This window comes from Bradyrhizobium sp. 215_C5_N1_1 (genome assembly GCF_052075935.1).
In the GTDB taxonomy this organism is placed as follows: domain Bacteria; phylum Pseudomonadota; class Alphaproteobacteria; order Rhizobiales; family Xanthobacteraceae; genus Bradyrhizobium; species Bradyrhizobium barranii.
The window spans coordinates 2006030-2031354 of sequence record NZ_CP197228.1 but is presented as its reverse complement, the minus strand read 5'-3'; the positions used below and the strand labels follow the sequence as shown (position 1 = coordinate 2031354).

Here is a 25325-nt window from a genome sequence, read left to right as displayed (position 1 = left end):
TATGCGGGCGTTGGCGATCAACAGTTCGGGATCGCCCATTGCGACAAGGACAATCTGTTGGAAACGCTCACTTATGCGCTGCTGCTGTTCGGCGCGCTGGCCGGCGGCTTCGTCTCGGGACTGGCCGGCTTCGGGACCGCGCTGATGGCGCTCGGCATCTGGCTCTACGTCCTGCCGCCCTCGCTCGCGGTGCCCCTGGTGCTGATCTGCTCGGTGATCGCGCAGACCTCGACGCTGCCGTCGATGTGGAAGAGTTTCGACCTGTCGCTGGTCTGGCCGTTCCTGATCGGGGGCCTGATCGGCGTGCCGCTCGGCACCATGCTGATCGCCTCCGCCGATCCAAAAGTATTCAAGCTGAGCGTCGGCGTGCTGATCCTGATCTTTTCGACCGCTCTCTATCTCAACAAGAGGCCCCTCGCCGTGACGTTCGGTGGCCGCATTGCCGACGGCGCGATCGGCTTTGCCGGCGGCATTCTCGGCGGCCTCGCCGGATTGTCCGGGCCGCTGCCGATCCTCTGGGCCAATATCCGCGGCTGGAACAAGCACGAGCGGCGCGGCATCTTCCAGCTCTTCAATTTCACCGTGCTCGCGACCGCGCTGGTGTTGCAGACGGCGTCGGGTCTCGTCGAATTCAAGGTGGTCTGGCTCGCGCTGGTCGCCTTCCCGGGCACGCTGATCGGCGCCTGGGCCGGCGCCCGCGTCTATCACGCACTGAACGACAAGCATTTTGGCGACGTCGTGCTCGGCCTGTTGTTCCTGTCGGGCCTCACCCTCGTCTGGAACAGTATTGCCGCGCTTTAGGTGCGCGTCCTCTTCGCCGCGAGCGCCATGCCGCCGGCGACGCCGACACCGAGCACGTAGATCCAGCCCGAGGTGAAATCGAACAGATGCGTGTTGAGCAGTGAGGACAGCATGTTCTGCACCACGACCAGCATACCGATCCAGCAGGCTAGCCCCTCGCCGCGAAACATCAAGAGGTGCGCGATCCACAGCGCGTAGAGGACCAGCACGCCGACCATCCCCCACTGCACGGCATTGCTCAGGGGCTGATTGTGCGGGTTGCTGACGATCTCGCCGCGCAGCGGGTCGTCGTGCGGATTGGCGGCCACGCCGGCGAACAGACCGCGGATCGAGCCGGTGCCGTGGCCGATCAGCGGCGCGTCGGCGATGAACCCAAGGGACTTCCGCCAGTATTCGAGACGCGAGCCCATGCCGCTAATCGAATTGTTGTCGGCCTCCAGGCTCCTTTCATAATCGCTCTGGAACTTGCCGACGGTCGCGCGCAGATGCGGCGAGACGGCCCAGAGCGCTACGGCGATCAACGCCGTCGCAGCGCCGGCAACGAGCGCCACCCGCCAGCGCAGATGCAGCAGTGCAAACACCACGAGCAGGACCGGCAGCGTCACCAGCGCCGTGCGCGAGACCACGACGAACATCATGTTGGCGAGGAAGCCGAGCGCCAATACGGCGAACAACGCCGCGATCCGAACGCGGCCCTGCTGGACCAGCGTCACGATCGGGTACACCAGCGCGATCGCACAGAGCGCGAATTCCTGGCTCTGGTCGATATAATTGCGCACGGCGATCCCGCTCTCGACCTGGTAGGGCCCGCGCGACAGATAGAGCTTCAGCGAGAGCCTGGGATCGATCGCGACAGTGAAGGAGTACAGCATGAGCAGCGTGCAGGAGACCAGGAACGCCGCAAAAACCCATTTGCCGTAGGGCCAGCGCTCGAACTGGTAGATCAGCAGCGGGATCACCAGCAGTTTTGCCGGCGGCCCGAGCGCGTGCAGCCGCTCGGCCCAGGGCGCAACCGACCAGAGCGTGCCGACGAGTGCCAGCACGAACAGCGCGATCGGCAGCAGGCAGATCGGGCGCAGCAGCGAGCGCGGGAGTTCGCGAAGGTCGATGAAAGCAAAGGCGATCAGCCAGGGCACGAGCGCAAAAGTCACGCCGGTGGTGCTCCAGGGCAGCAGCAACGCGACCAGCGCGACGAAGCGGGCCGGTGTGCGGTAGCGCGCCGCCCAGATCGCGGAGAGCCAGGACGCTCGTCCTTGCTCGTTCAACACCTCGGTCATTGCTGTCCCTTGCAGATTCGCGGCCCACCCACGGCGCGGCAAACTAGCCGGAGCCGTGGGTGGGCGACAAGCGCGCGTCCGTTCAATCTGCTACGCGGGCTCGCGCATTGGAGGCACAACCGGCTCGGGATTTGCCGGCTTCGCGACCTTCTCCTGTGCCGGCAGCGCAAGGCGCTTTCTGAACTCCCGGAGCAACAGCCACACGCTCAGGGCGGCCTGTAGCGTGGTCGTCGCGATCGACAAATACCAGACATGCTCCATCCGGAAGCCCGGCCACGTCGAGAGCCAGATCGACGGCAGGGAATAGGTGAGAACCCGCGTCGCCGAGGTCCACAACACCGGCTTGGTGTTGCCAAGCCCCTGAAACATGCTGGAGCAAGTAAAGATCAGCCCCTGCGCCACCATGTTGAGCGAGACGAGGCGCAGAAACAGCGACGCAACCGCCATCGTCTCCTGATCCCTGGAGAAGCCGGCAAGCAACAGACCGGGCGCGAACTGCGCGAGTATCATGAAGACAATCATCACGGCGGTCGCGATAAGCGACGCCTTGACAAAGGTCTCCCGCACACGTGCTCCATTGCCGGCGCCGAAATTCTGGCCGGCGATGGGCCCTGCAGCGAGGGCGATGGCGAGCGCCGGCATCTGGATCAGCCCGAGGAGACGCGTCCCGATGCCAAACCCCGCCTGCGCCGCCGGGCCAAAAATGCTCAGCACGTAATAGCCCACGGCCATGATGATGAAGATCATCGCAAATTCCCCGCCTGCGGGCAGGCCGACATTGAGGATTCTCTTCCACTGCCGCAGCTGCGGCCGCCACTGCTCGGGGTGAAACGCGACGTAGCGCTCCAGCTTGAGGAAATAGCCGAACAGCATCAGCACGCCGACGAAGACGGCGATCGAGCTGGCAAGGCCGGCACCGGCGACACCGAGCGCATGTCCGGTGCCCCAGCCCGTGATCAGGACCGGCGCCAGCGCGATGTTGATGACCACGGCCAGCGCCTGCACCAGCATGCTCGGCCGCACGATGCCGGTCGCCCGCAATGCGGAAGCCATCACTTGCGTGGCGAATTGCAGCGCCAGCGCCGGCATAAACCAGAGCAGATAAACGGTACCGGCTTCGACCGTAGCTTCGTCGGCTGCAACCGCGCGCATGTAGGGGCGCGACAGCGCGAGGCCCGCGACCAATGTCAGGATCCCGAACAGCACCGACAGGACGACCGACTGGTTGAAGACCAGATTGGCGTCGTCGCGGTCCTTCCGCCCCACGGCGTGCGCCATCAGCGCAACCGTGCCGACGCCGAGCACCTGCATCAGCGCGTTGACCAGAAAGCCCGCATTACCGGCCGCCGCGACGCCGGCGATCGCCGCCTCGCCCAGACCCGAGACGAAATACAGATCGACGAGCTGACAGATCATGATCGTGATCATGCCGACCACGATCGGAGGCGCCATGCTCAGGATGTGGCTCACGATGGAGCCGCGCGTCAGGTCCTTCATCTCATTCCATCCTTAACGGCGTGACCGCGGGACTTTCGTCCCGCTGCCGCGCGCCTCTCATTCCGCCGCCGCGATGCGCCCGAGCTCCACCACCTGGCGCTCGAACAGACCGCGATAGATGCCGCCGGGCTTGCTCGCGAGCATGGCATGGGTGCCTTGCTCGACGATCTCGCCGCGGTCGAACACCAGGATCCGATCGAGGCTGCGCACCGTCGACAGCCGGTGCGCGATCACGATCGAGGTCCGGCCCTTCATCAGCCGCTCCATCGCCTGCTGGATCAGCGCCTCCGATTCCGAATCGAGGCTCGAGGTCGCCTCGTCCAGGATCAGCACCGGCGCATCCGCCAGGAAGGCGCGCGCCAGCGCCACGCGCTGCCGCTCGCCGCCCGACAGCTTCACGCCACGCTCGCCAACCAACGTGCCGTAGCCCTTCGGCAGGCGCAGGATGAAGTCGTGCGCGTTCGCCAGCCGCGCCGCGTGCTCGATCGCCTCCAGGCTGGCACCGGGCCGGCCATAGGCGATGTTCTCCGCAAGCGTGCGGTGGAACAGGATCGGCTCCTGCTGCACGATCGCGATCTGGCTGCGCAGCGATTGCTGCGTAGCGAGCGCGATGTCCTGCCCGTCGATCAGCACGCGACCACCGGAGACGTCGTACAGCCGCTGCACCAGCTTGACGAAGGTCGTCTTGCCGGAGCCGGAGCGGCCGACCAGGCCGACGCGCTCGCCGGCGCGGATCGTGACCGACAGTCCGTCATACAGTGGCGCGCGATGGCCGCCATAGTGGAACGTGACGTCGTCGAATACGATCTCGCCGGCCTCGATCGCGATCGGTCGCGCACTGGCCGCATCGGCAATCCCGATCGGCTCGCCATGGATCGCCACCAATTCGTCCATGTCGTTGACCGAGCGCTGGAGGTTGTTGATGTGCATGCCGACGTCGCGCAGATAGGCGTGGATGACGTAGTAGCTCGTCAGCACATAGGTGACGTCACCGGGCGACGCGTGCCCGGACATCCACAGCAGCACCGCGCCGCCGATCACGGACGCACGCAGGCATAGCAGCAGCGAGAGCTGCGCCATGGCCGTGTAGTTGTAGCGAAACCAGGTCCGCCGCACGCGCACGCGCCAGCGGTTGATGACGCGGGCGAGCCGCGTATCCTCGCGCGCTTCGGCGCCGAAGGATTTCACTACGGCGTTGCAGGTCAGCGCGTCCGCCAGCGTACCGCCGACCTTGGTGTCCCAGGCGTTGGAGACGCGCGCGGCCGGCGCGATGTAGCGCGTCGAGAACAGCACGGTGATGGCGACGTAGAAAAGCGCGCCCACCGCGATCACCGCGCCGAGCGACGTCCAGTGCAGGCCGATCAGGACCATGGAGCCGATCAACACCAGCAGAGACGGCGCCAACGCCATCAGGATGGTGTCGTTGAGCAGGTCGAGCGCCCACATGCCGCGGGTGACCTTGCGCACCGTGGAGCCGGCAAAGGAGTTGGCGTGCCAGTCGGTCGAGAAGCGCTGCACGCGCGTGAAGGCCTCCTGGGCGACATCCGACATGATCTTGAGCGTGAACGGGACGATCGCCTGGAGACCGATCAACCTCAGCACCACGGACGCCGCTCCGAGCGCCACGATGGCGCCGAACGCAACCAGCGCCGCGCGGCGCGCGTCGGGATCGGACGAGCCGCGCGTCAGCGCATCGACCAGATGTCCGGAGAATACCGGCATGAACAGGTCGGCGATGGTTGCGCCCAGCAGGCCGCCGGCCACGATCAGGCCGCGTCCGGGCTGCTTCAGCCAGTGCCGGAATACGAAGGGCAGCACCACGCGTATGGCCGCGGGCCTTTTTGACAGAGAGGTCATGACATTATCCGGCCGCTTTCGGCGCAGGCCGGCTCCATCGACGGACGCAAGTCCGCCACGGAGGGCTGACCGGCGTCACTCACAACTGATTTTGACTTGGGAAGTGGAGAGATCGGGACTCGTGACCCGATCGAATCTGGCGGAAGAGGCCTCTAACAGGCCGCCGACATACCGAACCAGAACATCGAACGCGGGCGTACGATCTGCGAGTGCGACGAAATCATGCAAATCTCTCCCTGGCTCGATTGAATGAGGTGCGCTTTATAGATGTATCGTTTCCGGTTTGCAACGGGGCCCCCGCGAATTCACGGACGAGTGTTGCAATTTGGTGCGTGGCGCCTTGGTCCGGCATCGCCGCCGCCTCAATCTCCGCTGTCATGCCCCGGCTTGACCGGGGCATCCAGTACTCCGCGGCGATAGTTAGCTCACACAACTTCCGCTGCGGAGTACTGGATCGCCCGCCTCCGCGGGCGATGACACCTCGTAAGCCGCTTGCCTAATGCGCGTCGCCGCCACCGGTCATCGAGGCCGGTTTGCTCAGCAGCGTGACCAGCAGGCTGAGGCCGAGATAGAACAGCGTCAGCGCGAAGAAGGCGTCGCCAAAGCTCATCACCACGGCCTGGCGGTGCACGATCTGGCTGAGCTGCTTCATCGCCATCAGCGTGGAATCGCCGAGCCCCTGGAATTTCTGCATGAACATGGTCAGGGTTTCGGTCGCGGTCGCATTGCCCCAGGTCACCCGCTCCTGAAGGCGGGTGATGTGCAAATCGGTGCGGTTGTTGAGCACGGTGTTGATGACGGCAAGGCCGACCGCGCCGCCGAGATTGCGCATCAGGTTGAACAGGCCGGAGGCGTTCTTCACCCTGTCGGGCGCCAGCGTTCCGAGCGCGATGTTGTTGGTCGGCACCATCGCGAACATCATGCCGATGCCGCGCAGGATCTGCGGCACCAGCAGCTCGTAGAAATCGTAGTCGCGCGTGATCCAGGTCATCTGGTAGGAGCCGATCGCGAACACGATGAGGCCGAACGCGATCATGTAGCGCATGTCGACCTTCACCATGAGACGGCCAACCAGCGGCGCGACCAGGAACATGGTGATGCCCGAGACGAACATGGTCTCGCCGATCATCAGCGCGCTGTAGCCGCGCACTTCGGCGAGGTAGCGCGGATAGATGTAGGTCAGGCCGTAGAGCCCGATACCGATGCAGAACTGCAGGACGCAGCCGACCGCGAAATTGCGGTTGGAGAAGGTGCGCAAATTGACGATCGGCTCGGCCGCGGTGAACACGCGCCAGAAGAAGGCGATCGCCGAGACCGCGCAGATCCAGGCGCAGATCGCGACGGACGTGTCCTGCATCCACTCATGTTGCGGACCTTCCTCCAGCACATATTCCAGCGTGCCGAGGAAGCCGGCCATGAAGAGCAGGCCCCACCAGTCGAAGCGGTCGAGCAGCTCGAAATGCGGCTCGTCGAAATCGACCAGCGCCAGCACGCCCAGCGTAATGCCGATGCCGGGCACGACGTTGATGAAGAACAGCCAGTTCCACGACATCAGATCGGTGATGTAGCCGCCGACCGTCGGGCCGATCGTGGGAGCCAGGGTCGCAACAAGCCCGATGATGGGACCGACGATGTGGAATTTGGAGCGCGGGAATACAGTATAGGCCGAGGCGAACACGGTCGGGATCATGCCGGCGCCCAAAAAGCCCTGAAGGGCACGCCAGAGGATCATCTCCTCGATCGTGGTGGCGAAGCCGCAGAGCAGGCTCGAGGCGGTGAAGCCCGCGGCCGAGATCGCGAACAGCAGCCGCGTGCCGAAAGCGCGCGACAAAAAGCCCGACAGCGGGATCGCGATCACCTCGGCGATCAGATAGGCGGTCTGGACCCAGGCGACCTCGCTGGAGCTTGCCGACAGGCCTGCCTGGATTTCACTGAGGGACGCCGAGACGATCTGGATGTCCAGGATCGACATGAACATCCCGAACACCATGATGATGAAGGCGAACAGCCGCTTCGGCGCGATGCGCTCCGAGTCGGGGTTCGCCATCATGGCGGGTGAGGCGGTGGTGGCGTTGGCCATGGTCTGACCTCGCAGCGCTCGATTTGTGGCTACTGCGGGTGGATCGCGGTGGGATCGTCGAGATCGATCTCGCTGTCGGCGTCGGCGGCGCCCTTGTTGGTATCGACGGTCGCATAGACCGACATGCCGGCGCGGAGCAGGTTCTGCTTCGCCACCGACTTCGGCACGCGGATGCGGACCGGCACGCGCTGCACGATCTTGGTGAAGTTGCCGGTGGCGTTGTCGGGCGGCAGCAGCGTGAACACCGAGCCGGAGCCCGCTGCGATGCTGTCGACGATTCCGGAGAACTTGCGCATGCCGTAGGCATCGACCTTGATCGTCACCGGCTGGCCGGGACGGATGCGCTTGAGCTGGGTTTCCTTGAAATTGGCGTCGATATAGACGTCGTCGAGCGGCACGATGTTGCCGAGACGCTGGCCGACCGCGACGAAGTCGCCGGCGCTGACCAGGCGGTTCGAGAACGTGCCGTCGACCGGCGCGCGCACCGCGGTGAAGGCGAGATCGCGCTCGGCCTTGGCGAGCGAGGTCTTGAGCTCGGCGAGCTGCGCCTGCGCTTCGGCCTGCTGCGCCTTGGTGACGTGGACATTGCTGACCGCGACGTCGTAGGCGGCCTGGGCGGCCTTGACCGCGGCGGCGCCCTGGTCGCGTCCGGCTTCCGAGCTTTCGAACGTGGCGCGCGAAGCAAAGCCCTTGCTGCTCAGCGCCTGCTGGCGCTCATAATCGAGATCGGCGCGCTTGAGGCCCGCCTCGGCCGAGACGAGCTGCGCCTTGGCCTGTGCAACCTGGCTGTCGAGCGCTGCAATCTGGCGGCCGATGCGATCGATGGTGGCCTGCTGGGTCGCGATCCTGGTCGCGGCGGCATCGACCGCGATCTTGTAGTCGCCGTCATCGATGCGGAAGACGACGTCGCCGGCGCGCACGGTCGTGTTGTCGCCGGCGAGGATCGAAGAGATGTGGCCGGCAACGCGCGCGCCCAGCATGGTGTTGTTGGCGCGGACATAGGCGTCGTCGGTGGAGACGTAGAAGCGGCCGACCAGCGTGTAGTAGCCGGCATAGCTCGCGGCCGCGAGCGCCAGCACGAGGCCAACACCCATCAGGACGAATTTGCGCTTGCCGGGCTTCGGCGCGTCGGCGGCAGCGGGTGCAGCCGGCTTGTCGGTCACGGGCGTCTCCGGCGCCTCATTGGTGCGGCGCTTGGTTTCCTCGGCCACATGAGAGCGCAACTGCTCGGCAAGGGCGACGGATTTCTCGGTCGCAGCTTCACTGCCGGCATGCCCCGGCGTCGTCTCCACCGCTTCCTGGCGAAGGACGCGCGCAGCCTGGTCTCTCGATACGGCCATAAAGGCCTCCCCAACAAAAAAAGCGGCGACCAGGGACGGCCCTCCTGCGGCCGGTTCCCTTTCGCCCATTCCAAATATCATTGACCGAACGGTTCGGTCAACATAGATAATATTCCCGGGCAGGACCCTACTGGCCCGAATCCTTTATTTGGGTTTCATGGGTCGGGCCCGATCCAGAAACCTTCCGAGACGCTGAACCAATGGTTGTAGCCGGCCGCGAACATCTCCACGTCGTCCAAGAGGAGGACAGCTCCAAGCGCCGCCAGATCCTGGACGGAGCCCGCAAGGTGTTCATGGATCTCGGTTTCGACGGCGCCAGCATGGGCGAGATCGCGCGCGCGGCGCAGGTCTCCAAGGGCACGCTCTACGTCTACTTCGCCGACAAATGCGCGCTGTTCGAAGCCATCCTCGAGCAGGAGGCGCTCCAGCACGGCCAGGTCGTTTTCAATTTCGATCCCGCGCGCGACGCCGAGACCACGCTGAAGGATTTTGGCCAGGCCTATATCCATCTGCTGTGCCGGCCCGGCGGCGGTTCGGCGATCCGCACCGTGATGGCGATCGCCGAGCGCATGCCTGACGTGGGCCGCCGCTATTATCTGCGCGTGCTGGACAAGACCATCAACCGGCTCTCCGAATATCTCAAAATCCATGTCGCCTCCGGCGACCTCAAGATCGACGATTGCGATCTGGCAGCGTCACAGTTCATGGAGCTGTGCAAGGCCTCGCTCTTCCTGCCGTTCGTTTTCCAGGCCGCGCCTGCGCCGTCGGAAGAGCGCATGACCGAGGTCGTCGACAGCGCGACGCGGATGTTTCTGGCGGCGTACCGCGCGAAGTAGCAGCGGCGTGCCACTCGTTGCGCAGCCCGCTGCCGCGGCATTATATTAAGCGCCATGTCCCGTGATCTTCGCCCGCCTGTCGATATCCTCCATTACGAGATCGTCCAGGAACAGGCCTCAGCGCTTGGACGGATGGGCAGTGCACTCGAACAGAGTCTTGCGCGCCTGCGCGAATTCGACGCCGCTCACGCGCGCTCGGAAGTGCCGGCCTCAATGCAAGCGGCGCGGCGCAAGCTGGTGATGGAAGCCGGCCAGGCGCTCTGGATGCTCGTGGTGCAACGGGAGGCGACCGGCTTGCGCGACAGCCGCCATATCATGCGGACCTACAACGTTCCGGGCGAGGTGCAGCGGTGCATGGGGCTGGTCCCCGCACCGTCGAAGCCGGCCTCGAAGTGACTGTCCGGCACCCAGGGACTAGGCCCCGATCTCTTCCATCTTGCGCCACCCATGCAGGACGCGGCGCCCCTCCCGGGTGAATGCGAAGCAATTGCCGCCGCCGGCCGCCTGATCGTGAACGCGATCGATGGCATGACCGGCTTGGTGACAGAACAGCAGCGTGCCGACGGCACCGTGGCCAACGAAGAGAACGTCGCCCGGGCGATTGCGGGATAGCACCGCCTCGGTCTCGCGCACGATGCGCGCCTGCGCATCGACGGCGCGCTCCCAGCCGCGGACGTTGAGATGTGGCTGCGCGAAAAACTGGTCGGCGACCTCCTCGAACTCGGCCGGTTTCAGGAAGCCGGTCGCTGAACGGTCGTTCTCATGCATGGCCTCGCGGATCTCGATCATGAGTCCGAGGCGGCCCGCGATGATCTCCGCGGTCTCGATCGCCTTGCGCTCGGCGCTCGAGACGATCTGCGTGGTGCTCGCGAGCCAGCCCGCATTCGCCGCGGTCTCAGTGCGCGCGCGACCGACCGAACTCAGGCCCCATTGCGGCACGGGCACCGTGGGATCTATTTGCACCTGCGGATGGGTGAGATAGCGGACGATATCGGCGGGCATCTTACTCGTCGGCGTACTCGTCCTCTTCCTGCTTGCGCGTCGCGCTCTTGCGCGTTCCGAGCGAGCCCGTGACATAGGGATCACGCCGACCGGCGTAAGGGTTGCGCTGCTGGGCGCGGCCGGCGACCTCGTCGCCCGAGACGGCGGCGGGCTGGCAGATCAGGCGGCGGCTGGCGCGGCGCATCAGATCCACGTGGATATGATCGTAGTGATAGACGTTCGAGCCCGGCGCCAGCACCGTGGTGAAATGCGCGCACGCGCCCGACTGCACGTCGCGCAAAAACCCCTGCTCTTCCGGCATGCCGCGCCAGCCGTCCTTCACGGTGACGCGGCGGCCGTCGGCGAGCACGAAGGCGGCGATGTCGAGCGCGTTGCCGAAGGCGTGCTCGGAAATGTGGGCGTGCGAGTTGCCGTTCATGCCGCGGCAGGAATAGGCGGAGATCTGCTTGATCTCGACGACGCGGGCGCCGAACCAGCGCATCGCCGATGGCTGCACGGTGTCGGCGAGCCAGCGATCGAGCTCGGACACGATCGGACAGGCGAGCGTCGCGGTCGGCTTGATCGCGACGGGGCCGACGGCGATGACGGGATTGCCCTGCGCCGGACCAAGACGCGGCAAAGGTTGCTGCGCGGGCGCCTGCGAGTACGGCGCCGGCCGCGCCGGATAGCTCGGCGCATTCATGTAGCGTGCGGCGCCCGCGGCGTCGGTGCCTTCGGGCGGCAGGTCGATTTCGTCCTCTTGCTGGGCCACGCCGGGCGCGTTCAGCGACATCGGGCCGGGCGCGTTGCCGTAGCCGGAGGGCTGGCGCACCGCGCTCTCGGGATAGTTCGACCGCTGCGGATAGGAGGATGACGGATAGTTCTGGCTCTGCGGAGGGTTCGATCGCGGCTGCGTCACCGGCCATCGCGGCTGGCCGCCGACACTCCCCGGCGGACGCAGTTCCTCGTCGGCAAAGCCATAGCTGCCCGAGGCTTCGCCGATGGCGGCGACCTTCAACGGGAACTCGGCGCCGCACATGCCGGGGCCCGAGATCGGCTCGATGCGGACGAGATCCGGCCCCTCTTTCACCGCGCCCGATTTCAGGCATGCGGCTTCGGCCTCGGCCCGCCACGGTTCGCGTTCGGCCTGGAAAAAGCCGCGTCCGCAACCCGCAAGCGAAACAAGGACGATGGAGCCGACGAGATACAAACGAACTCCGCGCGTCATGCACGCACGTTCGGTGAATTTACTTAAAGACTCTTCAACGTGTTGATTTCAGTGTTCTTTAACCATACCGGCACGCACGCGCGTACGCCGCCAGGCAGCAGCGGAAGCAAGGCTGACTTTTTCGGAGAGAGACTCTCTGTTAACCATGATGCGCTCGCACGGGGGACAGCAGCGGGAGCGACCTTATGACGTTCGCCGGGAGACTGAGCGTTATCACCGCGTGCCTCGCCATGGCCTTTGTCGGCGCCATCGTGCTCGGCATGATCTAGAGACATCACCGACCGCATCACGGGCTTGCCCGGCGGCGCCGGATCATCCGGCCGCCGGGCCTATTGCCGTGCTCAGAAATTCGAACAGGACGATCCCGTGACGCCGCCAATCTTGAAGTCGTGGCAGACGAGACCGGGATTATCAGGATCGGGATAGCCGTCGTCCTTCTCGCGAACCGTATGACTGAAGCGCCAGCCCCGCGTCCGCATGCAGCGCTTGTATTGCGCCGAAGTCGCCGTGCCGTTCTGCGGCGCGCCGAGTTGCGCGTCGCAGAACGCGCTGTCGACATGCAGCGCATCGTCGCCGCGCTGCTGCTTCAGCCTGTTGTTCCAGATGTCGGTGTCGGCGTGGGCCGGGACCGCGCTGCCGATCAGCAGCGCGGCGATGAGGCCGAGACGTTTCATGGTGGCTCTCCTTGCATGCGTCGTCAGCCATCGGTCGCGTGCAAGCGAGATGCAGGTTCGGTGCGGGACGATTACAAATTGGACAGGGGATCTTTCTTTTCCTTCTCCCCTTGCGGGAGAGGGTAAGCAGCACGCCTGCCCGCGAAAGACTACGACCTTGCCCCCCACTGCTGTGATGTCGTGATCACCTTCTGCTGCCGCTCCTCGACGCGCGTCCAGTCGTTGCCGGAGCACCAGAAGCGGCCGAGCGCGCAGGCTTCGACGCGAAGCCTGCCGGAAGCCGTCAGCGTCATCGTCCCATAATAGGTGCTGCCGCTGGAACGGCTGTAGATGCTGCCGGTCCAGGAATCGTGCGTTTTCGGCTTCATGTTGACGAGCACGCTTTCGCCCCGGCTCGAGGCTTCGGTCAGCGCATAGCCGCACAGCGCGGCGCCGCAGCGTTCGACGCGAACCGTGCCCTTCGCGCCTGGGCTCTCCCATTCGCCGAGCGGCGAATAAGCCGGCTCGTCATCGCTGCGCTGGGCGATCGATGAAGTCTCGTCGGGCCTCGGAGCGACGGCCGTCACCTCCATGCGCGGCGGATCGAGCATGACCGTCTTCGGCGGATCCATGCGCGGCAGCTCAACTCTCGGCGGATTGGGGCTCGGCGCCTCGAGTCTTGGCGGCGGCAAGACAACGGGCTGCGATGTGGCCGCGGCCATGACGGGGGCGGGCGGCGCGGGTGGTGCCACGACGACGGCCGCTGGCGCCGGCCTGACCGGAGCTGCCGGACAAGCCGGTTGCGACGGCGCGACTACGGGCAGCGGAGCAGGTGTCGTATCGGCATCGATCGTCCGCCGGAGGCTGCGATTGGATGAAACCGACACACAGGAAGCAGACCGGCAATTCCGCGGCGCCTCGACATGAAACCGGTGGCCGCCGATCGAGAAGGTGTAGGCACCGGCATGCGCTGAAGACGCCATCGCCACCAAAGCGATCAATGTGCCAAGCGATGTCGCAAGCCGCTTCATCGGTGCCTCCCTCTGTGTCGCCACGAGGTTACGCAGGACGACCCGCCGCTGAATGTGCGCTGCCTCACCCAGCCGGCACGGATCGTTGTGACGTCCATCACAGAAGTCGGGACAGGCCCGGCGTAGGGTCGAACCACGCTTCATCCACCAGCGACACCAGTTCAGACCGGCACAATTTTCAGAGGTTGCCATGAACAAGCTCACCATCGCCGCCACCGCGCTCTTCCTCGCTTCGACCGCCGCCGCGCATGCCGGCAACTCGATTGCGTTCCAGATCGAAGGCCAGCACATCCGCATCGAGACGCCGCGCAACTGCGCCTCGCTCGACTGCGTGACGATCGTTGCGCCGGGCCTGTCGGACAAGCCGATCAAGCTGAACAACATCAATCTCAAGGGCCTCGGCGGCTCCAAGGACGACGACGACGACACCACGCCAGCTCCGTCCACGACGACCGCACAGCCGGCGCCGGCTCCGGTGCAGCAGCAGCCCGTGCAACAGGTGCCGGTGCAGGCGGCCGCGCCTGCTGTCGCCACCCCCGCGGCTCCGACTGTTGCCGCCGCTCCGGCCGCCGGCTACGACAACACCGCGCAGACCGCGCCCGCCGCGGCTCCCGTTGCCGCGCCTGCACCGGTCGCGATTGCGCCCGCTCCGGCTCCGGTGGCCGCCGCGCCGGCGTCGGCCGCCAATACGCCGATCGGCGTCTGGGCGACCGAAGAGAACAAGGGCAATGTCCGCGTCGAACATTGCGGCGCCAATCTCTGCGGTTACGCCATGAAGTCCAACGAGCGCATCCTGATCAACATGAAGCCCGACGGCGCGAAGTGGAGCGGCCGCATCCACGATCCCGACTCCGGCCGCAACTACGACTCCACGATCGCGATGAAGGGCCCGAATGCGATGCGCGTGCAGGGCTGCGCCTTCGGCGGCATGTTCTGCGGCGGCCAGACCTGGAAGCGCGTCAGCTGACATCAACGATGTCATCCTCGACAGGTGCACAATGATCGTCATGCCCGGGCTTGTCCCGCCTGCGCGGCCGAAGCCGCTTCGGCGAGGCGAAGGCCCGGGCATCCACGTTCCCGGTAACGCGCGTTAAGACGTGGATGGCCAGGACAAGCCCGGCCATGACGCAGTAGAGAGGGCCGAGCTCATTCGCTCGTATCGCAGGTCGTTTGAACGTTCGCCCCGTCCATGCGACACATGTTCATCCACCATTCAGCTAACCCCAGCTGATATCGGCCGATCTCGCCTCGCGTTCTCACCGGGACTTCCTCGTGACATCAATGGTGGCTTGGCGCCGCTTCGTCTTTGCGCTTCCGTTGCTGGCGTTGCCGCTGGCCGGCGCGAGCGTGGCGCTCGCATCCGATGCAATCGAGCTTGCGCAGGCCCAGCCCCAGGCGCAGCCAACGCCCGCCCCCTCCCCGACGCCGTCGGCTTCACCTGCGCCCGCCACGGACGCGCAACCCGCCGCCGTCGAGCCCATCGGCAACGTCGCGACCGTGACGGGGATCGCGACCGTGGTCCGCGACAGGAACTCGTATCCGCTGCGCGTGCGCGACGACATCTATCTCAACGACGTCGTGCAGACCTCGTCGAACTCCTCGCTCGGCATCACCTTCAACGACGCCACCACGTTCAACCTCTCCGCCAGCGCGAAGATCACCATCGACAATTACGTCTATGAGGACGGCGGCAAGCAAAATTCGGCGATCTTCGACATCGGCAAGGGCACCGTTGCCTTCGTTGCAGCAGCCGTGGCGAAGACCGGCGACATGAAGATCGCGACGCCGACCGCAACGCTCGGCATCCGCGGCACCACCGGCGTCGTCGACGTTCCCGAAGGCGCGGCGGCCAGTGCTGCGAATAACGTCAACATCAAGCTCTATCCCGACGCCGACGGCCGGGTCGGCCACATCGAGGTCAACGATCGCACCAGCGGCACGCGACTCGGCGCCTTGACGCAGGCCGCAAGCGGTTTTGCGATCCGCCCGGGCGCCGGAGGCACAGGCGGCATGCGCTTTGCCGCCGTGCCGATCACGATCGCTCCGCAGCAGATCACGCGCGACCGCGGCTTCGTCAGCCAGGTGCATCTGGCGCAGACCACGGGCCGGCAGATCGTCACCGAGCAGCGCGACTTCCGCCGTGCCAATCCGACCGCAATCAGCCGCATTCCGCGGCCGACCCAGCCACCGCAGCAGCAGCAATTGCGGCCGGCGACAGCACCCGGTCAGCAGCCGCAGCGGCCGAACGGCCAGCCCGGCCAGAACAACCGTCCGGGCCAGCAGCAGCCGGGCACGCCGGGCCGCCAGGGCGCGCAGTCGCCGCAGCGGCAAGGACAAGGCGGCGCCGTGCAACCGGGTACGCCGCGCGCGGGCCAGGGTCAGCAGCAGCGAGGCCAGCAGCAGCAGGGCCAGCAGCAACCAGGTCAGCAGCAAGGTGCGGGACAGCCGGCAGGTGCGCCGCGTACTGGACAAGGCACGCAGCCCGGCGGCGCGTTGCAGACGCAGCCACAGCGAAACGGACAGACCCCGGCGCAGCCCGGCGGAGTCGTGCCGTCACAGCCGGGCACGGCGCCGCAGCCGCAAACGCCGCGCACCGGATTGCAGCCGGGCCAGCCGCCTGCGGCTCAGCAGCCAGGCGGCATCCAGCGCCAGGGCGGATTCCAGCAGCGCCTCCCCGCCGCGCAACGTCCCGCAGCACCGCGCAGACCGGCGCCCGCTCCGAAGGAGAAGAAAGAGCGGCGGTGAACGGTGCCTCCCCTCACCCTGAGGAGCTTGCGAAGCAAGCATCTCGAAGGGCGAGGCCACAGTCGGGCCGCATGGTTCGAGACGCGCGACGCGCGCTCCTCACCATGAGGGTCGACGTCGAGTGCGCGGCCCTCTCCTCCGTCATTGCGAGCGAAGCGAAGCAATCCAGAATCTTTCCGCGGAGAGACTCTGGATTGCTTCGCTGCGCTCGCAATGACGACTTGGAGGGAACTAAGGCTCCCACAAACTTGCTAGCTCGCGGATGTTTCCAAACTCGCGAGCAAAGCAGCGTAAAGACAACTCACGCTTCGCCGCGCAACCAGGCCTTCACCTTCTGCAACAGGCCATGACGCAGCTCGTCGACTGAGGCGACTTCAGCGGGTGTCAGGGTTTGCAAAGCTGCATCGATGTCGTCGGTTGCTGGCGCCGGCTCGGGCACCGGCGTAGACGCCAGCCCGGCCGCCGCGAGCGCGATCGGACCGACCTGCACCAGGAACGCGCGCTCATATTCGCGCGACAGGCGCGCGAGCGCATCCTCCAGCGTCAGCCAGTCGACCGCCTTGATGTCGTTCATCAGCTTGCGAACGGGACCGCCCTCGGCCTCCATGCGCCAGAAATGCACGACCTTGGAGCGCCCTCCCGACTGGTAGACGAGCGTGCCGAGGAATTCGTGGATGGCCACATCGTGGCCGGTCTCTTCCAGCACCTCGCGGTGCGCGGCTTCCTTCGGCGTCTCGCCGTCGTCGAGCTTGCCCTTGGGCAAAACCCATTCGTTGCGCTTGCGCTGGCGCACGACCGCAACCAGCGGCGGCGCGCCACGCCGCAGCACAATACCACCCGCCGCCATCACCGGCGCCCGCGCCATCACAAGATTCCGTGTCGATCCAATCGGCCCGCCGACGATATAGGCTGCCGACGCGGCGGATTGAAGGCTAGTTCTTCTTCAACAGCGCTTGACCTGCGCGAATGCGGGTGCCCTCGCCGATGCCGTCGCAGAAGTTGAAATCACCGGGCGCCAGGATGATGATGGTGGAGCCGTGCTCGAACCAGCCGAGCTCCTCGCCCTTGGTCACGTTGACGTCGCAGGGGAAATTGACCGGGCCGCGAGTCTGCGCGTTCAGCACCATGTCGAGGAAGTGCAGGCGGATGCTCGCGACCAGGATCGCGGCGACCGGCACCAGCGTCACGGCTTCGCCGGTCGACAAATGCGTGCGGATCACCGCGCGCTCGTTCTTGCAGAACAGGCGCTCGACCCGCTTCAGCGCGATCGGATTGACGTTCCAGACGTCGCCATGGATCAGCGTGACGCGTTCGATATGCGCATCATAGGGCGCATGGAAGCGGTGATACATGCTCGAGGTCAACCGCAGCGTGACGAAGCTTCCGTTGCGGTGCTGATCCACGAGCGCTGAGTCACCGAGCAGGTCGAGCAGCGAATAGGGCGCACCCTTGACCTGGAACAGCTCGGTGTCGGCGATCCGGCCATGGGCGCCAACGATGCCGTCCGAGGGGCTGGCGACAATGGAAGGGTCTGGATCGAAGGGCCGCAGCCCCGGCTTGAGCTCCCGGGTGAAGCAGTCGTGCAGGCTCTTGAAGTGGGTCTTGCGCGCCTCCGACAGATCGAGGTCGGAAAACAGCTTCCACAGCGCGATCGAGAAGTCCCGGACCAGGGGATTCTCGATCTTGGAGAACCGGCCCATGAAGCGGGTCAGGGCCGCGCGGGGGATGCGGTTGGTCAACAGGAAGTTGAGGTCTTCCTGCTGGGTGAAAGAGGCGATGAGGGCTTTGACTGTCATGAATCTGTCAGCTCGCAGTATTAGCGCTTGTTGTCATGGAAACGACACTCCCGATTCTCTCATTTTCCGTGGCCGCCGCAGCGTCCGCTGCCGCCGCCTTCCCGAAGCTCAAGGCGCGCATCGCACTCTCCCGCGCCAAGCACCGGTCGCTCGCCGGGCACTCCAAGATGTCGCGCCGGGTGGCCAAGCTGCTCCCGTTCTACGAGTTCGAGGGCGATCAGTATTTCGGCTGCGACGGCGCGCCTGATAACGTGGTGAAGCAGCGCAAGGACGCCTTCTTCCGCCTCGCCGGCCTCTACGCCGAGCGCTACCCCAGGGGCCGCGCGATGACGAAGGAAGCGGCGGAAAAGATCTCCGACCTGCACTTCACCGAAACCTACCGCGTGCCGTTCCAGTTCTCGCGCCTCGTCCGCGAGCATCTGGGCACCTCGACCTTCATGGAATCGTCCAGCGGCGTCACCGTCACGGATGTCGACGGCAACACCTCTTACGACCTCACCGGGTCCTACGGCGTCAACATCTTCGGCAACGACTTCTACAAGGAGTGCATCGAGGGCTCGGAGAAGCGCGCGCATGCACTCGGCCCCGTGCTCGGCCCCTACCATCCCGTCATCCTCGAGAATGTGCAGCGGCTCTGCCAGATCTCGGGCCTCGACGAAGTCTCGTTCCACATGTCCGGCACCGAGGCCGTCATGCAGGCGGTGCGGCTTGCGCGCTACCACACCAAGCGCACGCATCTCGTTCGTTTCGCCGGCGCCTATCACGGCTGGTGGGGCGACGTACAGCCCGGCGTCGGCAATCCGATTCCCGCGCACGAGACCTACACCCTCGCCGAGATGTCCGAGAAGACATTGCACGTGCTGCGCACGCGCAAGGACATCGCCTGCGTGCTGGTCAATCCGTTGCAGGGCCTGCATCCGAACGGCAACGCGCCCGGCGATTCCTCGCTGGTCGATTCCTCCCGCGGCGGAAACTTTGACCGCGCGGCGTATACCGAGTGGCTGAAGAAGCTGCGCGAAGTCTGCACCGAGCGCGGCATCGCGCTGATCTTCGACGAGGTCTTCGTCGGCTTCCGTCTCGCCGCCGGCGGCGCCCAGGAGTACTTTGGCGTCAAGGCCGACATGGTGACCTACGGCAAGAGCCTTGCCGGCGGCCTGCCGGTCGGCGTCGTCTGCGGCAAGAAGGAATTGATGCGCCGCTTCCGCGACGATCGTCCCGCCGACATCTGCTTCGCCCGCGGCACCTTCAACTCGCATCCCTACGTCATGACGGCGATGGACGAGTTCTTGAGCCGGCTTGCCAGCCCGAACTTCCGTGCCATCTACGACGGCCTGGACACGACCTGGAACGGCCGTGCGCAAAAGCTCAACCAGATGATGACCGATGCCAACCTGCCGGTGCGGTTCGCCAACTTCTCGTCGATCTGGACGGTGAAGTACACCACCCCGTCCCGCTACAACTGGATGCTGCAATATTACCTGCGCGCCGAAGGCCTGTCGCTGAGCTGGGTCGGCACCGGACGGCTGATCTTCAGCCTGAACTACACCGACGCCGATTTCACCGAGGTCGCCGAGCGCTTCGTCCGCGCGGCCGAGAAGATGAAGGCCGACGGCTTCTGGTGGCACGACGGCGTGCTCACCAACAAGAATATCAAGCGGCAGATTTTGAAAGAGATGCTGGCCAAGCGTTTTGGGCGCTGAGGCTTTCCCACTCTTAACCCCGAGCACCGCCCTCCCTTCTCCCTCGCCCCGCCCTTGTCCGCCGAAGCCTTGGCGAAGGCGGATGCGGGGCCGCGACGAGCTACGCTCGCGCTGAGAGGGTCGGGGTGAGGGGGAGTCTCCGCGCATGCGGTGAGAGTTGATCAACGATCCACTAGCAGTCCCCCCGCGGAGAGCCCCCCTCACCCGGCTTTGCGCTACGCGCAAATCCGACCTCTCCCCGCAAGCGGGGTGAGGTGAAGAGAGCGCTGGGCTCCGCTGAGTCACTTTAAAGGTATCCCCAAGACGTGGATGCCCGGCACGAGGCCGGGCATGACGCAACCATCAGACATCGGAGTGTTGTGTGAGAACAGCGCGCTCAGGCGTGCTGCTCTTCGAGCGTGGGCTCGGAGATGAGGCCCAGCGTGTGCTCGGGGTTGAGGTGCAGGCCGGGATCCATCAGCTCGCCGCGCATCAAAGCGAGCGGCGCGCTACGATAGAGCATCAGGTCGTGGAAGGGATCGGTCAGGATCTTGGTCATCCAGACCAAGCCGGTCTCGATGTCGCGGATGAAGAACAGGTGGACGGTGCGGAACAACAGACCACCGCCGCCGATCACGAGCCAGATCTTGGCGACCTGCCGCATGAAATCGGTCGCGCTCGCCCAGGGCGTGAACAGGCCGAACAGCGTCGGATCGACAACCAGCACCAGCGGCGACAGCGCCCAGATCGCCATCAGCACCACCTTGCGCTGAAGGTTGTAGCCGACCTTGATGTCCTCCTTGTACTCGTGCGTCGCCTGGTTGATGTGGTCGTAATCGTGCGGCTCGAAGAAGAAGTGACCGGCCTGGCGCGAGGTCATCGACACCAGCCAGCCGACCAGCGCCGAGATCATGGGATCGACGAACAGCCAGACATAGGCGAAGAGAAAGCTCAGCGCGCTGACGAAGTGCAGGCTCTGATTGATGCGGCTGTGGTGATAGTAGCGATGGTCGTCCCAGCGCTGGATCCGCAGCTGCTCGAGATAATTCTTGATCATGCTCTCCCCCAAAATGCTTTCGGGTTCAGGATTTACAGGGATTCGATGTAGGCCGTGTGACATCATCATTTTGTCATGTGACGATGTGCAGCGGCGCGATGACGCACGCGAACGCGTGAGCGGCGGCTTGAGCCGCCGCTCACACAGCCCAACTTAGGCTGCTTTGGCGACGTCGACCTTGCGGAAGCGCACCAGCGAGAAATGGCCGAGCGGCGGAATCAGGCGGCGCTCGGCGAGCTCGATGCCCTTGGCACCGGAGAGCCACTTCGCATAACGCGACCAGGCGAACTCGGCGGTGCGGAAGCCGAGCGGACGCACCACCGGCTGGAGCTTCTGCTCGATGAAGCGGCGCATGCCGGTATCGGCGCTGACGCGGGTGAGGATGATCAGCTCGCCGCCCGGGCGCAGCACGCGGGCGAATTCGTCGAGCGCCACTTCCGGGTTCGGCACGGCGGTGACGACATATTGCGCCATCACGACGTCGAAGGAATTGTCGGGGAATTCGAGCTTCTCGGCGTCCATCACCGCGAGGCCCTCGACATTCTTCAGATTGCCCTCGGTGACGCGCTGGCGCGCCTTGTCGAGCATCGCTTCCGAAATGTCGGTGCCGAAGATGCGCAGATGCGGCGCGTAGAGCGGCAGCGAGATGCCGGTGCCGACGCCGACCTCGAGCACACGGCCCCCGATCTTGTTGGTGGCCGCGATCGCGGCCTGCCGGCCCTTGGCGAACACGCCGCCGAACACGAGATCGTAGACGGGCGCCCAGCGGTCATAGGCCTGCTCAACCGTGCCACGGGTGAGGTCGAGCTGCTGGGTACCGTCAAGGTTCATGATCTTAGCCATCGATGAGGTTCTCGCTGTGGGTCAAACGTTGCAGATCAGCCGCGCACCGGCCGCCGCGCCATGACCGGCGAGGCGCGCAGGATGCGGCTGGGCTGAAGTGAGGTGAGGTTTCCGACGAACTGCCGCGCGCTGTTTTCCCAGGAACGCTCCAGCGCGAAGTTACGGCAGGTCTCGCGCGACATGGTGAGCGCGCGGAGGCACGCGGTACGCAGATCATGGTCGATCGCGCCGATCGGATGATCGGCGATGACGTCCTTGGGGCCCGTCACCGGAAACGCCGCCACCGGCGTGCCGCAGGCGAGCGCCTCGAGTTGCACCACACCGAACGTGTCGGTCAGGCTCGGGAAGACGAAGACATCGGCGGCGGCGAGATGCGCGGTCAGATCCGCGCCCTTCTTCTCGCCGAGGAAGACGGCATCCGGATATTTCTTTTCGAGCGCCGCCTTCTGCGGGCCGTCGCCGACGACGACCTTGGTGCCGGGCAGGTCGAGCGAGAGGAACGCTTCGAGATTCTTCTCCACGGCGACGCGGCCCATGGTCATGAAGATCGGACCCGGCAGGTCGAGCTTGGCCGGACTGTCTGGATGGAACAGCTCGGTGTTGACGCCGCGTGTCCAGAAGCCGAGTCGCTTGAAGCCGCGTTCGGAGAGCTCCTGCCGCAGCGAAGGCGTCGCCACCATGGTCATGGCGGCAGCGTCGTGGAAGTGGCGCAGCACGGCATAGCCGACGGCATCAGGGATACCGGTCCGCACCGAGACGTATTCGGGAAAGCGCGTCGTGTAGGAGGTGGTGAAGGCAAGGCGGTTGCGGCGGCAATAGGCGCGCGCGGCCCAGCCGATCGGCCCCTCGGTCGCGATGTGCAAGGCTTCCGGCGCCGCCTTCTCGATCCGCCGCGCGATCTCCTTGCCGCTCGGCAGCGCGATGCGCAGGCCCGGATAGGTCGGCAGCGGCCAGGACCGAAAGCCGTCCGGGGTGAGGAAGTCGATCTCGACGTCGAGCGCCTTGGCCGCGTTCGCCAGCGAGGTCAGCGTCCGGACCACACCGTTAACCTGCGGATGCCAGGCGTCAGTCGCGATTAATACCCGCATGGGGAAATCCCGAGAGTTTGATGATTCTCGGCTTAGGACCATCAACCACGGATATTTCAGGCGTGTGACGTCACAGAAGTGTCGGCCCGCTGTTTTGTTGGTTAACGGGTCCGCGCCGCCACGAAACCGTCATGAAACAAATCCTTTCCGCCATGAAACCGTTTTCGGTTTTCCGCGCAAAGCTCCCGAAACGTTTTGTCGTTAGTGATTTGGGCAACGGAGCACCGAAACGGTGCCGCGGTGGTCAAGAAACACCGATCAAACAGGGGCGATCAATGATCAATCTGGACACGTTCAAGACGTATTCGCGCGCCGTTGCGCTCAGCGCCATCGCGATCTCCGCAATCGCATTTGCCGGTCCGGCCAAGGCTGCGCCCGTGCAGCTCTTCCCGTTCTTCCAGCCGCTGCCGCCGATGGCCGCGCCGCAGCCTTACCAGCCCTATCAGGCCACGCCTTACCAGGCCGCGCCGTCCGAGGATCAGGACGCGGTCGAGATGCCGGCCCGCTTCCGCCGCCAGACGGTTTCCTACGCGACGCGCGAGGCGCCGGGCACCATCATCATCGATACGCCCAACACCTATCTCTATTACGTGCTCGGCAATGGCCAGGCCGTTCGCTACGGCATCGGCGTCGGCCGCGACGGCTTCACCTGGTCCGGCGTGCAGTCGGTGACCAAGAAGGCCGAGTGGCCGGATTGGACCCCGCCGCCGGAAATGATCGCCCGCCAGCCCTATCTGCCGCGCCACATGGCCGGCGGCCCCGGCAATCCGCTCGGCGCCCGCGCCATGTATCTCGGCGGCACCATCTACCGCATCCACGGCACTAACGCCCCCGACACGATCGGCAAGCACGTCTCGTCCGGTTGCATCCGCCTGACCAACGACGACGTCACCGACCTCTACTCCCGCGTCAACGTCGGCACCAAGGTGATCGTGCTGCCGATGACCGAACGCCGCGCGGACCTCGGCGCCGCGACGCGCTAACGCGACAGGACATTGTGACGCAAACGGCCCCGGAACCCACCGGGGCCGTTTTCGTTTGCATCATGCTCTCCGGGCGGCCTCGCCTGGAGAAGCACTGTTCGGAGGCGCGGATGCGATCACACCTGCAAATGTCGCCAGGTCCATGGCTGCGCTCGATCGCAGGTGCCGGCGCATTGACGCTGCTCCTGTCTGCGCCCTCGTCGCTCGCCCAGCAGCCGGCGAACGACGAGGCGGCCCAGCAGGCCTTCAACAATTCCTGTCGCACCTGCCACTCGGTGAAGGATGGCGACAATCGCCTCGGTCCCAATCTCAACAAGGTCGTGGGACGCAAGGCGGGCTCGCTGCCGAACTACAACTACTCCCCGTCGATGAAGGACGCCGGCTTCGTCTGGGATCCGGACAAGCTGACCCGCTTCATGGTCAAGCCGGACGAGGTCGTGTCCGGCAACAAGATGCAGCCCTATGGCGGCGTCTCCGCGGAGGACGCGGCCAAGGTGGTCGCGTATCTGCAGGCGGTGGGCGGGCAATAAGATTGCGGAGGCGCTACGTGCCGGTCGGCTCATACCGTCGCTCCACATGGAACGATTTCGCGGTAATGAGCCAAGTGCCCTCGATGCAGTGATACGCCAGATAATCAACGTACTGGCGCACATCGATCCGAACGCGAACCTTCACCAGTGCCTGCGCTGACGACGCCAGATCGATCAGCAATATCTCCTGAAGGCGCGGGGCATTCTTGGATTTGGGCGACGGGGTCGAAGCCAGCATCGCTCTCTAGTCGCCAACGGGCAGGATCCGCAATTCAGCGTCGCGAAATCCGTGGAGTTGCGCAGTCGGCGCAAAGACGCGGTCGAACTGCGAAGCATCGCTGTCGTACATCAGCGTGAAGTAACGTTCGACGGCCTCCAGCAGAGGCGCAAGGTTCGGGCTCTCGGTCATGGCTCACTCCATCAGCAGCAAAGTCGGAGCAATCCATCTCACGGAAAGCCAAGGCATGTCCTTGCGAACTGGGCTAGTCTCGGCGGCTCGGGCGCAATATTGCGCCCTTCTCGATCCCACAGGATGCGGTTCATGCCAAAATGCGAACTAGATGCGATCGACCGGCGCATCGTCACCGAACTCCAGGCCAACGCACGACTGAGCAACATCGAACTGGCGGACAAGATCGGATTGTCGCCATCACCCTGCCTGCGACGAGTGCGGCGGCTGGAGCGGGACGGCTATATCGACGGCTACCGGGCCTCCTTGCGGCGTGGCCGCCTCGGGCTCGGCTTCTCGGCCTTCCTCGGCGTCAAGATCAACGGCCATGCCAACGACCAGGCGCTGGGCTTCGAACGGACCGTTGTGGCGATGCCCGAGGTCGTTGCCTGCCACCTCGTCTCCGGCGAAGCCGACTATCTCCTCGAAATCGTCGTGCCCGAGCTCGAGGACTACCAGCGCTTCCTCGTCGACAAGCTGCTCAACCTGCCCATCGTGCGGGAGGTTCGCAGCAGCATTGCGATCCAGACGCTGAAGGCCGGCGCGCCGCTACCGCTGGCACATCTCTTATAGCC

23 protein-coding genes and 1 pseudogene are annotated in these 25325 nt (G+C 65.3%); 9 read left to right on the top strand and 15 right to left on the bottom strand.

The genetic code is table 11. The features are described from left to right. Positions 1–57: 57 nt before the first annotated feature. Positions 58–801 carry a sulfite exporter TauE/SafE family protein gene (locus AB7G19_RS09550; RefSeq protein WP_071910378.1) on the top strand — a complete coding sequence of 248 codons (744 nt, stop codon included), beginning with the start codon at positions 58–60 and terminating at the stop codon, positions 799–801. On the opposite strand, the gene AB7G19_RS09545 is transcribed toward AB7G19_RS09550, so the two are convergent. The 5 genes from AB7G19_RS09545 to AB7G19_RS09525 form a co-directional block, all read right to left on the bottom strand. After that, positions 798–2078 carry an O-antigen ligase family protein gene (locus AB7G19_RS09545; RefSeq protein WP_085399269.1) on the bottom strand — a complete coding sequence of 427 codons (1281 nt, stop codon included), beginning with the start codon at positions 2076–2078 and terminating at the stop codon, positions 798–800. The two genes, AB7G19_RS09550 and AB7G19_RS09545, sit on opposite strands and share 4 nt — an antisense overlap. 90 nt (positions 2079–2168) lie before the next feature. Continuing rightward, positions 2169–3575, bottom strand: coding sequence for an MATE family efflux transporter (locus AB7G19_RS09540; protein WP_085399268.1), 1407 nt, complete (start codon positions 3573–3575; stop codon positions 2169–2171). A gap of 57 nt (positions 3576–3632) precedes the next feature. Beyond that, on the bottom strand, positions 3633–5432 hold the full coding sequence (locus tag AB7G19_RS09535) for an ABC transporter ATP-binding protein (RefSeq protein ID WP_085399267.1): 1800 nt from the start codon (positions 5430–5432) through the stop codon (positions 3633–3635). Positions 5433–5928: 496 nt separating this feature from the next. Continuing rightward, positions 5929–7512: a DHA2 family efflux MFS transporter permease subunit gene (locus tag AB7G19_RS09530; RefSeq protein ID WP_085399266.1), complete on the bottom strand. Its 1584-nt coding sequence runs from the start codon at positions 7510–7512 to the stop codon at positions 5929–5931. Between the two features lie 29 nt (positions 7513–7541). Continuing rightward, a complete protein-coding gene (locus AB7G19_RS09525; RefSeq protein ID WP_085399265.1) occupies positions 7542–8852 on the bottom strand; it encodes an HlyD family secretion protein in 1311 nt (436 codons plus the stop codon). Between the two features lie 200 nt (positions 8853–9052). On the opposite strand from AB7G19_RS09525, the gene AB7G19_RS09520 reads away from it, so the two are divergent. Both AB7G19_RS09520 and AB7G19_RS09515 read left to right on the top strand, forming a co-directional pair. Then, entirely contained in the window at positions 9053–9688 is a 636-nt protein-coding gene (locus AB7G19_RS09520) for a TetR/AcrR family transcriptional regulator (protein WP_085399264.1), read from the top strand. Between the two features lie 54 nt (positions 9689–9742). Further along, on the top strand, positions 9743–10084 hold the full coding sequence (locus tag AB7G19_RS09515) for a DUF6665 family protein (protein WP_085399263.1): 342 nt from the start codon (positions 9743–9745) through the stop codon (positions 10082–10084). Between the two features lie 18 nt (positions 10085–10102). Here the strand turns inward: AB7G19_RS09515 and AB7G19_RS09510 are convergent, their stop codons facing one another. From AB7G19_RS09510 to AB7G19_RS09495, 4 genes are all read right to left on the bottom strand, one after another. After that, the gene (locus AB7G19_RS09510) at positions 10103–10690 is read right to left on the bottom strand and encodes a histidine phosphatase family protein (RefSeq protein ID WP_085399262.1); all 588 of its coding nucleotides are present in this window, start codon (positions 10688–10690) and stop codon (positions 10103–10105) included. A gap of 1 nt (position 10691) precedes the next feature. Then, positions 10692–11897 carry an extensin-like domain-containing protein gene (locus AB7G19_RS09505; protein ID WP_135214108.1) on the bottom strand — a complete coding sequence of 402 codons (1206 nt, stop codon included), beginning with the start codon at positions 11895–11897 and terminating at the stop codon, positions 10692–10694. A 341-nt stretch (positions 11898–12238) separates the two neighbouring features. Continuing rightward, positions 12239–12571, bottom strand: a complete 333-nt coding sequence (locus AB7G19_RS09500) for a hypothetical protein (RefSeq protein WP_085399260.1) — start codon at positions 12569–12571, stop codon at positions 12239–12241. A gap of 149 nt (positions 12572–12720) precedes the next feature. Beyond that, complete coding sequence (locus tag AB7G19_RS09495) at positions 12721–13581, bottom strand: DUF2147 domain-containing protein (RefSeq protein WP_085399259.1); 861 nt, start codon at positions 13579–13581, stop codon at positions 12721–12723. Between the two features lie 190 nt (positions 13582–13771). Between AB7G19_RS09495 and AB7G19_RS09490 the strand changes: the two genes are divergently transcribed. Both AB7G19_RS09490 and AB7G19_RS09485 read left to right on the top strand, forming a co-directional pair. Then, positions 13772–14548: a DUF2147 domain-containing protein gene (locus tag AB7G19_RS09490; protein WP_085399258.1), complete on the top strand. Its 777-nt coding sequence runs from the start codon at positions 13772–13774 to the stop codon at positions 14546–14548. 314 nt (positions 14549–14862) lie between these two features. Beyond that, positions 14863–16326, top strand: coding sequence for a FecR domain-containing protein (locus tag AB7G19_RS09485; protein WP_167767975.1), 1464 nt, complete (start codon positions 14863–14865; stop codon positions 16324–16326). 301 nt (positions 16327–16627) lie between these two features. Here AB7G19_RS09485 and AB7G19_RS09480 read toward each other — a convergent pair whose 3' ends face one another. Both AB7G19_RS09480 and asd read right to left on the bottom strand, forming a co-directional pair. Then, the gene (locus tag AB7G19_RS09480) at positions 16628–17191 is read right to left on the bottom strand and encodes an NUDIX hydrolase (protein ID WP_085405121.1); all 564 of its coding nucleotides are present in this window, start codon (positions 17189–17191) and stop codon (positions 16628–16630) included. A 67-nt stretch (positions 17192–17258) separates the two neighbouring features. Beyond that, entirely contained in the window at positions 17259–18122 is an 864-nt protein-coding gene (gene asd / locus AB7G19_RS09475) for an archaetidylserine decarboxylase (protein ID WP_028153179.1), read from the bottom strand. Positions 18123–18157: 35 nt separating this feature from the next. On the opposite strand from asd, the gene AB7G19_RS09470 reads away from it, so the two are divergent. Continuing rightward, positions 18158–19822: an aminotransferase class III-fold pyridoxal phosphate-dependent enzyme gene (locus tag AB7G19_RS09470; RefSeq protein ID WP_085405122.1), complete on the top strand. Its 1665-nt coding sequence runs from the start codon at positions 18158–18160 to the stop codon at positions 19820–19822. 376 nt (positions 19823–20198) lie between these two features. Here the strand turns inward: AB7G19_RS09470 and AB7G19_RS09465 are convergent, their stop codons facing one another. The 3 genes from AB7G19_RS09465 to AB7G19_RS09455 form a co-directional block, all read right to left on the bottom strand. Further along, positions 20199–20858 carry a hypothetical protein gene (locus AB7G19_RS09465; RefSeq protein WP_085405123.1) on the bottom strand — a complete coding sequence of 220 codons (660 nt, stop codon included), beginning with the start codon at positions 20856–20858 and terminating at the stop codon, positions 20199–20201. A 153-nt stretch (positions 20859–21011) separates the two neighbouring features. Continuing rightward, positions 21012–21701, bottom strand: a complete 690-nt coding sequence (locus AB7G19_RS09460; protein ID WP_063981512.1) for a class I SAM-dependent methyltransferase — start codon at positions 21699–21701, stop codon at positions 21012–21014. Between the two features lie 35 nt (positions 21702–21736). Continuing rightward, positions 21737–22789 carry a glycosyltransferase family 4 protein gene (locus AB7G19_RS09455; protein WP_085405124.1) on the bottom strand — a complete coding sequence of 351 codons (1053 nt, stop codon included), beginning with the start codon at positions 22787–22789 and terminating at the stop codon, positions 21737–21739. Positions 22790–23064: 275 nt separating this feature from the next. Between AB7G19_RS09455 and AB7G19_RS09450 the strand changes: the two genes are divergently transcribed. Further along, on the top strand, positions 23065–23772 hold the full coding sequence (locus AB7G19_RS09450) for a L,D-transpeptidase (RefSeq protein ID WP_085405125.1): 708 nt from the start codon (positions 23065–23067) through the stop codon (positions 23770–23772). 110 nt (positions 23773–23882) lie between these two features. Further along, the gene (locus AB7G19_RS09445) at positions 23883–24302 is read left to right on the top strand and encodes a c-type cytochrome (protein WP_085405126.1); all 420 of its coding nucleotides are present in this window, start codon (positions 23883–23885) and stop codon (positions 24300–24302) included. A 13-nt stretch (positions 24303–24315) separates the two neighbouring features. Here the strand turns inward: AB7G19_RS09445 and AB7G19_RS09440 are convergent. Beyond that, positions 24316–24711, bottom strand: a pseudogene (locus AB7G19_RS09440) (nuclear transport factor 2 family protein). Between the two features lie 132 nt (positions 24712–24843). Here AB7G19_RS09440 and AB7G19_RS09435 point away from each other — a divergent pair. Further along, positions 24844–25323 carry an Lrp/AsnC family transcriptional regulator gene (locus tag AB7G19_RS09435; protein ID WP_085405314.1) on the top strand — a complete coding sequence of 160 codons (480 nt, stop codon included), beginning with the start codon at positions 24844–24846 and terminating at the stop codon, positions 25321–25323. The last annotated feature ends 2 nt before the right edge of the window (positions 25324–25325 follow it).